At 35.7% G+C, this 13296-nt stretch carries 10 protein-coding genes and 1 pseudogene; all 11 read right to left on the bottom strand.

All coding sequences use genetic code 11. The features are described from left to right. Positions 1–225 precede the first annotated feature (225 nt). A pseudogene (locus BMW64_RS17375) lies at positions 226–698 on the bottom strand (IS200/IS605 family transposase). Positions 699–811: 113 nt separating this feature from the next. Next, positions 812–1771 (bottom strand): WG repeat-containing protein, encoded by a 960-nt coding sequence (locus tag BMW64_RS17370; protein ID WP_090001444.1) that lies wholly within the window; start codon positions 1769–1771, stop codon positions 812–814. A 17-nt stretch (positions 1772–1788) separates the two neighbouring features. Beyond that, on the bottom strand, positions 1789–2322 hold the full coding sequence (locus BMW64_RS17365) for a hypothetical protein (protein WP_090001442.1): 534 nt from the start codon (positions 2320–2322) through the stop codon (positions 1789–1791). A gap of 52 nt (positions 2323–2374) precedes the next feature. After that, positions 2375–3802, bottom strand: a complete 1428-nt coding sequence (gene purB / locus BMW64_RS17360) for an adenylosuccinate lyase (protein ID WP_090001439.1) — start codon at positions 3800–3802, stop codon at positions 2375–2377. A 211-nt stretch (positions 3803–4013) separates the two neighbouring features. After that, positions 4014–4349 carry a hypothetical protein gene (locus BMW64_RS17355; RefSeq protein ID WP_228400949.1) on the bottom strand — a complete coding sequence of 112 codons (336 nt, stop codon included), beginning with the start codon at positions 4347–4349 and terminating at the stop codon, positions 4014–4016. Between the two features lie 80 nt (positions 4350–4429). Further along, a complete protein-coding gene (bglX, locus tag BMW64_RS17350; RefSeq protein WP_090001437.1) occupies positions 4430–6757 on the bottom strand; it encodes a beta-glucosidase BglX in 2328 nt (775 codons plus the stop codon). 152 nt (positions 6758–6909) lie between these two features. Beyond that, on the bottom strand, positions 6910–7611 hold the full coding sequence (locus tag BMW64_RS17345) for a carboxylesterase family protein (protein ID WP_090001434.1): 702 nt from the start codon (positions 7609–7611) through the stop codon (positions 6910–6912). Between the two features lie 169 nt (positions 7612–7780). Next, a complete protein-coding gene (locus tag BMW64_RS17340) occupies positions 7781–9169 on the bottom strand; it encodes a glucoamylase family protein (RefSeq protein WP_090001432.1) in 1389 nt (462 codons plus the stop codon). A 22-nt stretch (positions 9170–9191) separates the two neighbouring features. Beyond that, on the bottom strand, positions 9192–10529 hold the full coding sequence (locus tag BMW64_RS17335; RefSeq protein ID WP_228400948.1) for a glucoamylase family protein: 1338 nt from the start codon (positions 10527–10529) through the stop codon (positions 9192–9194). Between the two features lie 121 nt (positions 10530–10650). Then, complete coding sequence (locus BMW64_RS17330; protein WP_143052724.1) at positions 10651–11724, bottom strand: LamG-like jellyroll fold domain-containing protein; 1074 nt, start codon at positions 11722–11724, stop codon at positions 10651–10653. 19 nt (positions 11725–11743) lie between these two features. Then, positions 11744–13294 (bottom strand): RagB/SusD family nutrient uptake outer membrane protein, encoded by a 1551-nt coding sequence (locus BMW64_RS17325; protein WP_090001496.1) that lies wholly within the window; start codon positions 13292–13294, stop codon positions 11744–11746. Between the last annotated feature and the right edge of the window lie 2 nt (positions 13295–13296).

Below are 13296 nucleotides of genomic sequence, written 5' to 3'. Positions count from 1 at the left end.
CAAATGCCATATTTTTCTGATTGCAAAGATAGCATTCCTACGGAATGCATATATCTTTTAATGTTATTTCTACACAGATTTCATTCCTACGGAATGATATGATTTTCTAATGGTGATTCCGTCAGGAATCATAGCTGTGTAGAAAACCTATTTGAATTAAAGGCGCAGTCCGTAGGACTGCTATCTCTTCTCATTGATTTCGAAAAATAATACTGTAATCAGAAATTATTTTTCGTTATCATAGAATTCAAACAAATATTCATTCTTAAATTCAATTTCAAAAGCATTCAGCATTTCAATATATTTTTCTCTGAAGCTCTTTTTGAATGATGTTTTTCCTGGTTTAGCACATAATTAACAACCTTGTCTTTCTGACTTTTTGCATAAGAAAAAGCTCCATAACCTTCTTGCCAGTAAAACTTACCAAAACACAACTTTTTTTCATTAATAAAATTTGTTGATTCAATTTTAACCGTTTTAATTAATTCCGGAATTGTTATCTGCAAATTTTTATAACTAAAGAAAACATGTACATGATCAGGATTTGCATAAATCGCTAATACCTTTTGTTTCTTATTGTTAAATATTCCACAAATATATTTTTCAATTTCAACTCTTACTTCAGATTTAATTTTAATGCTCCTTCCTTTTGTAGCAAAAACAACCTGAATATAAATCTGTGTATAGGTGTTCGGCATATTTTATTTCCATCATTTTTGCAAAGATAACATTCCTACGGAATGCATATCACCTTTAAATTTCATTTCCTACACAGATTTCATTCCTACGGAATAAATATTTTCGCTATTTCTTATTTACTTAATTTATTCGGATGATCCGGATGTTCTTTCTGAAATTTCCCGGCCTCTTTTATTTTATTCTCAAGCCATTTTTCAAAAGGGATCCTTTCATCTTCAAATTCCAACGCGATAACTCTTTTACCATCTGCCGATACAAGAAATTTAAAATCAGATAATCCTGCTTCAGTCTTTCTGTAATCATAAGTGTTTACCTGATAAAACGGAAAGTTTTCCTTCGGCCGCTCTACAATTTCAAAGAAAAGTTTTTTTTCATCAGCAGATAATTTATTGTAATGGTTGACGTAATATATTTCGGAAAGCATTTTATTCTGTTTCTCAAAAAATTTGAGAATGTTCTTTTCCTTTTCATTATAAGAAAAAGGATACGGATAATATTTCCCATTTGATTCAACCGTCTTAGCCGATTTCTCAACAGGCTGAACAGTTTCTCCTTTGAAATTCATAACACCCCATGTTCCACCGACTATGGCTTTATGCTCTTCTTGTGTCTTCTCCCAATCACAGCCGTTGCAGTAGGCAGCATAGCCATAATTAAACGACGATACAAAATCATATTTAGGCTTGATAATAACCGTCCCGTTTCTGTCTGCAAAGCCAACTTTTCCGTTTTTAACAAACCTTCTTACTCCTTCTGAGAAATAATCTGCTCCGTTGTCGTAAAAGAAAGGTCTGTAAAGAAAGTTTCCATTTTTGTCATAAACATATCCCCACGCATTTTTTTCCGGTTTCTCGTCTTGTTTTGGTCCGTCAAAATAAATAGTTTCCCCTTTTACCAATTCTCCATCTTTCAGATAAGAAAAAATTTTAAACTGTGCCGGAACGATGATTGTACCGTCTTCATTTTTAACACCAACCAAAGAATCTTTCGTTTTAAAATACTTCAGAACATCCTTTTTCTGGGAAAAAGAAAGCATAGGCATTAATAAAATAATTAAAAATACTTTTTTCATTTGGCGTTATTTATTCATTAAAATTTATTTCCAGAATAATTATGATGCAAATTTAAAAGCTCAAAATGAGGATCTTTTTCATAAATCAGATAAGATCCATCAGCAAGAATAACCGCAGAAGTTCCACACTCAACTTTCTCTTTAAAAATAAGCTTTTTTAAAATTTTATCACTATCAATGATAATTGTCTCATCCCAAAGTTTCAATTTATTAAATCTTTTTCCCGGCTCCCTAAAGTTATATGCAACGGCTGTTTCAAAGCTAGTATTGAAATATGAAATATGAGTCTGAAAGTTGCTGACAATTTTATTAATATACTTTTTGCTATGAAGATCCAATTGATCCCAACATTTTTCATTGTTGAAATCATATTTGATAAAGATTGTATCTTTTACTTTTAAGTTTTTTGAAATTAAAAAAGTTTTAAACTCGCTATATTCCTCTTTTGTTAACTGAAAATCTTTCAGATCATCTGATTTAATCTGAGCAACAGTTTCCAGTGGAATCAAATTCAGACAAAAGATAATAAAAAAGAGAAATATATTTTTCATGAATTAGTTTAATTTCAAAAAAATATGCAGCCAAAAAGACTGCATACATTAATTATACTTTAAGGTCAGCCTCCAGTCCGATAAGATCTTTGTTCTGATCGATGATTGGCTGTACTTCATTCTTTATAAATTCTTCCGTCTGGATCGGAGCAAAACCGATAAAGTTTTTAGGATCCAGAACTTCTTTTAATTTCGATTTATCCAGTTTTAATGAATGGTCGTTCAAGATTCTTTCGATAAGGTCGTTTTCTTTTCCTTCTACTTTTACCTGCTTAGAAGCTTCCATGGAATGAACTCTGATCACCTCGTGAATTTCTTGGCGGTCACCGCCTGCCTTCACTTCTTCCATGATGATATATTCTGTCGCCATGAATGGAAGCTCATCCATAATATGTTTGTTGATTCTGTTCGGATACACTACGATTCCGTTCATGATGTTGTTCCAAATTAATAGAATCGCGTCCACCGCTAAAAATGCCTGAGGAATAGTCAGTCTCTTATTAGCAGAATCATCCAGTGTTCTTTCAAACCACTGTGTTGAAGCTACCATTGCAGAACTTGTTGTCAAAGACATCACATATTTTGCCAATGCTCCGATTCTTTCGCTTCTCATCGGATTACGCTTGTAAGCCATTGCAGATGAACCGATCTGGTTTTTCTCGAAAGGCTCTTCAATTTCTTTAAGATTTTGAAGTAAACGTAAATCGTTGGTGAATTTATGTGCAGATTGCGCAATATTTCCTAATAAAGCAACAACTTTAGCATCAATTTTTCTGTCGTAAGTCTGTCCGGAAACTCCGAAAACCTTTTCGAAACCGAATCTTTTGGATAATTCTTTATCTAAATGCTTCACTTTAGAGTAATCTCCGTTAAAAAGCTCAAGGAAACTTGCAGCAGTTCCCGTAGTTCCTTTTACTCCACGGAATCTCAAAGTTTCCAAGAAAAAATCAAGTTCTTCAATGTCGAGAACTAAACTTTGTAACCAAAGAGTTGCTCTTTTCCCAACAGTTGTTAATTGGGCCGGTTGAAAATGAGTAAAGCCTAACGTTGGTAAATCTTTATATTGAATAGCAAAATCTGCTAAATTTTTCATTACGTTAACCAACTTCTTCTTTAAAATTAAAAGTCCGTCACGAATCTGAATTAAATCTGTATTATCTCCTACAAACGCCGAAGTTGCTCCCAAGTGAATAATTCCTTTTGCGGAAGGCGCCACATCACCGTAAGCATGAACATGAGCCATTACATCGTGTCTGAATTTTTTCTCATATTCAGCTGCTTTATCATAATCGATATTTTCAGCGTTGGCTTTCAATTCTGCAATTTGCTCATCTGTGATTTCAAGGCCAAGGTCTTTTTCGATTTCAGCAAGGGCAATCCAAAGCTTTCTCCAGTTCTGGAATTTATTGTTGTGAGAGAAGTTAAACAACATTTCTTCGCTTGAATAGCGTTCTTCCAATGGATTTTTGTAGGAATTCATTCTTTCTTTTACTTTTTAGCTATGCAAAAATAGGGTTTTTCTGTGAGAGTTGAAAATCGTTTCGATACTGAATAGTGTTATAAAAATATCTAATAAAATGATAAAAGCCACTCCTTAGAATGGCTTTCTGTTCATTATTGATAAATTACTACATCGTTTTTCTTAATCTGATAGCCTTTTTTCTTATAAGGAACCAATACATAACTATCTTTTATTGCCTTTCCACTTTTCCAGATTCTGCTTTTACCCTGCCTTTCAAGGATAATGCTTTTGCGGCGCCATCCGGAATAAATATTTCTGCCTTTTTCATGTTTTTGCTGAAAATAACCGCTGTCATGGTGGAATAGCTTTTATCCCCATCCACTTCTTTAAGCTTGATTTTTTGTTCAAAAACGCGTACACATTCGTTCTTTATCTGGGAATAAGTATAGCCGGCAGAACCGATACACCCGTGTACATCTCTGTCGTTCCCTACAACCGGCGTCTTTTTTTGACACAGCATCAAAGAACTCAGAAACATTAAACTAAATAAGATTGTTTTTTTCATATGTTTTATTTTAAAGTTTTCAGGTGGTTTAATCTTACTCTAATATACAAAAAAGTCACTCAATTTGAGTGACTTAAAATTTATTTTGTCCAGTTAATCTTTGAATGTTTCACGTCTGCAGAACTTGTTCCGATCATGATATCAAATTCTCCCGGTTCCCAATCATATTTCAGATCTCCGTTATAGAACTTAAGATCTTCAGGAGTAATATTGAAAGTAACCTTTTTAGATTCTCCTTTTTTCAGCATTACTTTTTGGAAACCTTTCAGTTCTTTTACAGGTCTTGTAATGGTTCCTACAAGATCCCTGATATAAAGCTGAACCACTTCTGCCCCATCGTAATTTCCGGAATTCGTAACCGTTACAGAAGCCTGAACAGTCTGGTTTCCTTTAGGGTTTGCATTAGAAACCGTAACGTCAGAATAGTTGAATTTAGTGTAGCTCAATCCATATCCAAATGGATAAAGCGGTGTATTGCACTCATCCATATAATTTGAACGGAATCTCTGGTATTCACATTTATCAACAAGCTTCTGATCCAAAGGTCTTCCTGTATTTTTCTCATTATAATAGATAGGCACCTGTCCTAAGCTTCTCGGGAATGTCATCGGTAGTTTTCCGGAAGGATTTACTTTTCCGAAAAGAACATCTGCGATTGCATTTCCTGCTTCTGAACCTGGGAACCATGCATTCAGAATAGCATCAGGAGTGTCTTTAACATTGGTAAGTGCTAATGGGCGACCAGTGAAAAGTACCATAGCAATTGGTTTTCCTGTCTTTTTCAATTCGTTTAATAAATCTACCTGAGACTGAGGGATGGTAATTTCTGTTCTTGAAGAAGATTCACCGCTCATTTCCGCAGATTCTCCGATGGCTAGAACGATAACATCTGCTTTATTGGCCACATCAACGGCTTCTTTTAATAAGGCTTCTTTCGAACGGTTGTCTCGGTCTGTTTTCTTACCGTGAGCCGCGTAAATTTCTTCCAGTTTTGCATCATAATCAATATTAGCGCCTTTTGCGGAGATGAATTTTACATTTTTGCCATAATTAGCTTCAAGCCCCTGCACCAAGTTGACCGACTTATCATGTTTAGCAGCCACACTCCACGTTCCGGTCATATTAATGGAATTATTAACCAATGGCCCGATTACAGCTACTGTTCCGGAAGCTTTTAAAGGAAGGATCTGATTTTCATTTTTCAATAAAACCATAGATTGAGCTGCGATATTTCTGGCAACATTCCTGTTTTCCTGACTGAAAACTTCTTTCGCTGCCAGTTTTGCATCCCCATGTTTATAAGGATTATCGAATAACCCGAGGTCATATTTTGCTTCAAGGATTCTTCTTGCCGCCATATCGATTTCACCCTGGGTCACTTTTCCCTCAGATAAAGACTTTTTAAGGGTTGTTAAAAAACCTTCACCCACCATATCCATATCCACTCCCGCTTTCAAAGCCAGTGCAGAAACCTGCTGAAGATCACCCATGCCGTGATCTACCATTTCGTTGATTCCCGTATAATCGGTTACTACAAATCCCTTGAAGTTCCATCGATTTCTCAATACCTCTGTCTGAAGCCATCTGTTTCCTGTAGCCGGAACCCCATCTACTTCATTGAAGGAAGCCATTACAGAAGCAACTCCCGCGTCAACAGCAGCTTTATAAGGAGGGAAATATTCGTTAAACATTCGGATATGGCTCATATCAACAGTATTGTAATCCCTTCCCGCTTCACCAGCTCCATATAATGCGAAGTGTTTAACACAAGCCAAAATGGTATTTCCTGCCGAAAGATCTTTACCCTGATATCCATAGACCATATTTTTAGCAATCTCGCTTCCTAAGTACGGATCTTCTCCTGAACCTTCAGATACTCTTCCCCATCTTGGTTCGCGGGAAATATCAACCATCGGCGAGAATGTCCAGTTGATTCCGTCTGCTGAAGCCTCCTTTGCTGCTACACGCGCCGATTGCTGAACGAGATTCATATCCCAGGATGAAGCTAGCCCCAACGGAATAGGGAAAGTCGTTTCATATCCGTGAATAACATCCATCCCGAAAATCAACGGAATTTTAAGTCGGCTGTTTTCAACGGCTACTTTCTGAACAGCCTTGATTTTATCAGCACCTTTTATATTGAATAGTCCACCTACTAACCCCTGTTCTACTTTTTTTCCAATGTCTGAGCTTTTAGCCAAACCGGTGGTAAAATCGCCAGAACTTGGTAAATTCAGCTGTCCGATTTTCTCATCCAATGTCATTTTCGACAAAAGATTGTCTACGAATGCTTTCTTTTTAGCCTGATACTGAGCCGTCTGATATGACTGAACGGGCTTCGATACCATTTCCTGAGCCGAAAACACAGGCGCCAGTGCTAAAGTGGCCATTACAATTAACTTTTTCATAAATCTATCTTCTTTAATTATATAGTTCTTTTGTAATAATAATTATTTAAATGCAAACAACAAACTTTTTAATAACAATTGTCATTTTTCGATATCGTATATTTGGTAAAGATCGTCAACATTATAAATGATTATTATTAAATTTTGTTTAATTATTTCCTTTTTGACAGCATCCATTCATATAATTTAGGATCAGAATAGGTTGAATCCCAGGAATTGTGATTGTCATTCGGGAAAATTTTAAGTTCTGCTGAAGGATTCACAGGATGTAATTTTTGGTAAAAATTAAATGCATTTTCAGGTAAAACCACATCATCCATTCCGCCATGGAAGATCTTCATATTCAGATTTTTGTATTGATCAATATTGGCATACATCACCCTATCGGTAGGAGCACATACGGAAACCACTGCTGCAAACATTTCAGGATGTTCCATCGCCAGTTTTAAGGTTCCCCATCCTCCCATCGAAAGTCCTGTAAGATAAATTCTTGAAGGATCAATTTTATATTTTGCCTGAATTTCTTTGATCAAAGCATAGACCGTTACCGTATCCCACCAGGTATTTTCAGGACATTGCGGAGCCAAAATGGCAACAGGTTCTTTTATTAAATTTTTATAAGTAAAAGGACTGTGTGCCTTAACCATTTCCAGGTTATTACCTCTTTCCCCGGATCCGTGGAGAAAAACGATCAAAGGAACATTGCCTTTGGCATTTTGCGGATAATCGAGAATATAGGAAATTTTTTCCTGCCTTTTAATTTCTTTATTTAATTCCGATTTTATTTCCTGTGCATGTAAGCTTACTGAAAAAGGTAAGAAAATAAGTGGCAAATGCTTTAGTTTTAATTTCATTTTACTTTTAAGTTTTAGTAAAGCCGTTTGATGAATTGATATTTAAATTCGGTATGTTATTTCTATTCAGGTTGTCCTCCTAGCCCTGATGGGAACGGCATCCTTTTTTTGGTAGGGAAAAGCCCGGCAAAAAAAGATACAGTGAACAGCAGGATCAAGCTCCTGAAAATTACCGGATGCCGTACTTTTCAGATTTAAAGCTCAATTTTTTCAATCCCTGCTGAATTTCCGGAGCGTTCATGAAGAGCTTCCATAAAAATCCGGTTCGATAATTTTCGATCATCGGGGCAATGGTTCCCTGATCGATCGCAAGATATCTTGGGGTTGTCCAGTTGTCGTACTGAATCGAATTGGCATCATAAGGCCCTGCGGACCCTATAAATTCAGGCTTCTGTGTGTATAAAAATCGTAAAAAATCCATAGATTCCTTAGGGGTGTATGGAAAACTGCTCAATGCTGCCGTAGGGGTAATTACTCCTCTGTCATTTTGTGGAAAATGAGCATCATACCCAACACTTCCATCGCTATTTCTTGAATAACTGGCTGTTAACCCCCAATAATTTGGTCCATAACCTGCCCATTGCTTAGGATTTTCAACACAGTATTTATAATCAATAAGAACCTGATTTTTATTTAAATCGAAATAATTCTTGATTAATTTATCTGAAAGATTTGTAGGATCGAGACCGATGTATGAATAATGCGCCCAGAATAGTGGGCCTCCATATTCTTCAGCTCCGTTGTGTTTAACGTATAAAGGAAGTCCGTATTTTGTTTTATCTGAAAGATAGGTTCCATTTCTTGTCCAGCCTTTATAATACGTTTCAGCATCGATGGGATAAGTTGGTGAGGATGCCGCTAAAATATACGTTATCAAACATTCGTTGTATCCTTCCAGCGGAAAATTCATTTCCCATTGGTAATCCGGTGACCAGTGCCAGTACAATACTTTTTCACCGCCTTTTGTGTACCAGTTCCATTGAATGCCTTTCCAAAGTTCGTCACATTTTTTGGCTAATGCTTTTTCTTCAGCATTTCCGTTTTTAAAATATTCCCGGACCATTAATATTCCCGATGTCAAAAATGCTGTTTCTACCAAATCACCTCCGTTGTCTTTTTTCCCGAAAGGTACTGTTTTACCGGTTTCACCATTGATCCAATGTGACCATGCACCTTTATGACGATCGGCCTTTGCGAGGAAATCCATCATCGTTGTTAACCGTTTCACCGCCTCTTTTCTTGGTACAAAACCTCTTTCAACTCCTACCAGAACAGTTGCAAGCCCAAATCCGGAACCACCCGTTGTAACGACATGTTTATCATTATCGGGATAGATATTATCTTCATGGTAGCGTTCCCTTCCAAGCAAAGAATTCGGTTCGGCATAATCCCAAAAGTATTTCAGGGCATCTTTTTGCACTTTGTCCATTAATTGTTGATCAGTAATATCATTTTTAACCATTTGCGGTTTCACAACTTCTTGTCTTGAAGCCTGCGAATTTTTGCAGGAAACCGTGAGTAATGATATTAATGTCGCTGACATTATAATCCTCTTCATATTAATATTTTTTATATTTTTATTAGAATCCGTATTGTGTAGAATGGAAACCTAATTTAATTAGCCCCTGTTTAACATCCGGAGCGTTCATAAATAATTGCCATAAAAATTGGCTTTTATAATTTTCAACCATTGGAGCAATTGTACCCTGATCTATGGCTAAATACCTGGGGGTAACCCAATTGTAATGCACAGAATAGGCGTCATAAGGTCCTGCAACTCCAATATATTTATTATAATTTTCATTATACAAAAATCTAAGTACATTCATACTTTCTGTAGGAGTATAAGGCATACTTGACAATGCTGCTGTAGGGGAAATAACTCCTAAGTCATTATTTGGCTGGTGTGCAGCATATCCTGTTGAGCCATCTGCATTTCTTGAATAACTTGCGGTAAGTCCCCAGCTTTTTGAGTTATAACCCTGCCATCCTTTTGGGTTTGTAACACAGTACTGATACATTATTTTTGCATGGTTTGTTGTTGCATCACCATAATTCACATATTCATCTGATAAACCTCTGGGATCCAAGCCTAAAAAAGAATAATGAGACCAAAACATGGGACCAACTGTACCATTTGCTCCGTTATGGTTAACTACCAAAGGAATTCCATATTGTGATCCTGTATTTTTAATACTCCCATTTCTTGCCCATCCTTGCTGGTAAACAGGTTTTTCTATAGAATAATTTGGTGAAGCTGCTGCCATTACATAAGTAATTAATGTTTCGTCGAAACCTTTTAGTTGCAAATTCATCTGGAAATTGTAATTAGGAGACCAATGCCAATATAATACATTTTGTCCCTGAGTGTACCAATTCCATTCGATTCCCTTCCATAAAGTGTCTGCCTTTTGAGAAAGTGCTAATTCTGAATTGTCAGAAGAAGTTTTAAAATATTCTCTTACACAGATTAATCCTTGTGCCAAAAATGCAGTTTCAACCAAATCTCCACCGTCATCCATTGCACCAAATGGAATAACCTGTCCTGTAGCTCCGTTCATCCAATGAGGCCATGCTCCGTGAAAACGATTGGCATTCTGTAAGAAATTAAGCGAAGTTGTTAGCTTTGAGACTGCTTCTGCTCTGGAAATATATCCATTCTTAATTCCCACCAGAATCGTCATCAATCCGAAACCTGATCCTCCCGTAGTTACAACATTAGCATCCTGCGAAGGATTATCCGTATGATATCTTTCTCTTGCAAGCTTTGAATTGGTTTCTGCATAATCCCAGAAATATTTTAATGCATCTTTTTGGACCATCTCGATGAGCTGGGGATCGGTGTAACTGTAAGTTGGATTAGGATTATAAGTGTCACCTAGTGATGGAATGTCTGAATTTGAACAACTATTTAACATAAGCATCAATATCAAACATAACACAAAATAACCTAAAAATTTCTTTTTTTTATACATAATATTAAAAAACACTTTATAGCAAATATAGCCATAAAGTGTTTATCGATTAAATTACATAATATTAAAATAATTTACTTGCCATTACCTCAGCCTGATCGAGTGCTTTGTTATAAACTCTTACCTCATCTATTAAGCTTAAATCGGAATTGTGTCCCCAGTATGAAAATGAAGGAGCACCAGAGCCAATCACTATATTATTACTAGATGAAAAATCAAATGGAGAAACATACGAAGTTGTTCTTACTAGCACACCATCAAAATAAACTTTTGATTCAGTTTTAGAGATCGTAACAGCTATATGCACCCACTGATTATTAACAGCTATTACTCCACCATCATTCCAAGATTCATCACTTCCAATACCTAAATTAAGCTTAATCGTTTGTGATAATGTATTGCCTTCTCTAAATAATCTAAAGCCTTTTTTTCGATTCTCATTTGAATTATCATCATCATCGTTTATGGTAATAATGCCTGCGCGATCAGGTGATGAATTAACCTTATACCAAAAAGTAAAGCTTATTCCATTTTCACTATATAATCCCGATAATGGAAAACTTAAGTACGAATTATTTCCACCTCCATATGCTGCCCCAGAATAACCGTTAGAAACTGTAATAGGATTACCAGTTACTGTCGGATTATTAGTAGTAATGACATCAGTAAAGACATTTCCCCCAGAAAAAGGCATATATAGGGTTTCGTATTGACTCTTTTTTGTGTATTTATCAATAGTAAATGTAAATGACTTAGTTGACATCTTACCTGTCATATCCTTAGCATCTACCTTAATTGTATGAGATCCTGTAGAAAGATTATTATATGAATAGCTACCATTATAAATTCTGTAGTCAAGAAATGAATTTTTACTTTCAATTTTAACTCCATCCAAATAAAGATCAACATTACCAATTTCAATATCATCAATTACTTTATATTGAAATTTGACATTAGCACCAGATGCAGATGAAGGGATAAGTAGGTTTCCTGCTGGGCTAATTATTTCTACTGTAGGGGCTACTATATCGCTTCCTTGTGCAACTTCATTGATATCATCAATGTATTTGTCTGAACACGAAATAGACATTAATAGAGAAGCTAGTGCAAAAGCTAATTTTACTATATTTTTTTTCATTTTATTTAGATCAAGTTGTTTATTTATCCAATGCTTGTATTTTCTCAAGCTGTGCTAAAGGATATGGCAAAAATTGCTTATCCATTGTAAAGTTTCTGCCATCATAACTTAATGCGGCAGTATTACCTAATCTTACCATATCAAAATATCGAATTCCCCACTCCATGCCCAGTTCAGCAAATTTTTCATCCATTACCTGATCGGCCGTTACTGAAGTTAAGCTACTCAATCCAGCTCGGTTTCTTACAATATTAACAGCGTTAACAGCTGAACCGGCACTAGGACTAGCACCTCTCGCAACAGCTTCTGCATACATTAATAATATTTCAGCGTATCTAGTAATAATATAATTTTTATTACTACCATAACTAAGCCTTCCTGGTATCAACTGATTACTAGGCAAATAATGCTTACCACTAAAAAACAAAGCTCTTGCAGAATTATTAATTTGGTCATTATCTGGTGTTACATTAGAAACCCAAGTAGGTAGTGTTGCAAAATTTGGATCTTCTTTGATTTTTGATATTCCATCTGGTGTGAAAAGAACATTTGTAACTAATCTTTTCTGTTCATTTCTACTCAGCATAAATTTGATATATTTAAGGCTTGGCTCATAAAACCCCCAACCTGCTCCAGCTCCTGTTACGGATGGAGTCCAACTTGTGGGTCCATAGAAATCCCACAGGTGTTTAACATTATTACCTGTTCCAACTCCAAAATCTGAATATTGAATTTCTAACAAGTTTTCATCAGCTAATTTACCTGGTGTTTTGAATAATTCATAGTAGTCACTATAAAGTGTGAATTTTCCTGAATTAATTATTGCACCTGTTGCATCAGCAACACCCTGATAATTTTTCAATTCTAAGTTAGCCATTGCTTTAATTGCTAAAGCAGTATATTTTGTAACTCCTCCTTTTATATCTGTACGTTGATTCGGTCTCATGTCTAAAAGACTAGGTATAGCCTGATCCATCTGAGAAGAAATCCAAGACATGACATCGTCTTTAGATCTTAAAGTAAGCTTGCTCTGATCTAATTCTTCCATTACAATAACTTTCCCCCAAACCCTTGATATTTCTAATGTATAAAAAGCTCTAAGTGTTTTACATTCAGCGATGTATTGGTCAATTAATTGAGAATTAACACCACCTGATCTAAATTTCTCTAACTGATCCATTTGCGCGGTAACTTGTACAATTCTTTGATACCAAATTTCCCATAAGGAATTATACATCCAATAACTACGATCGTAAGCGAATCTATCTGTATCAGTGAATGGAGCCTGATCACCTTTTCCACCAGCATTAACATCATCACCTCTTACAGAAATCAATGGGATTTGTTCCCATCCTAATCCAGTATCATCATAACCTCCATTATCATTCAGTTTTTGACCGGATAATGTCGCATAAGCACCCATTACTGCACCTTTTGCTCCCTCTGTGCTCGAATAATCATAGCTACTACCAGCATCTAATTCCATAGGTTCATCTAACTTATCATCACAACTTGATAAAGCAATTAGGCTACTAACTAAAGCTATTTTTATATATTTAAATCGTTTCATTT

It is taken from the genome of Chryseobacterium taichungense (assembly GCF_900109935.1).
In the GTDB taxonomy this organism is placed as follows: Bacteria; Bacteroidota; Bacteroidia; order Flavobacteriales; family Weeksellaceae; genus Chryseobacterium; species Chryseobacterium taichungense.
Note: the sequence above shows the minus strand (reverse complement) of the source record. Positions and strands in the feature narration are given on the sequence as shown.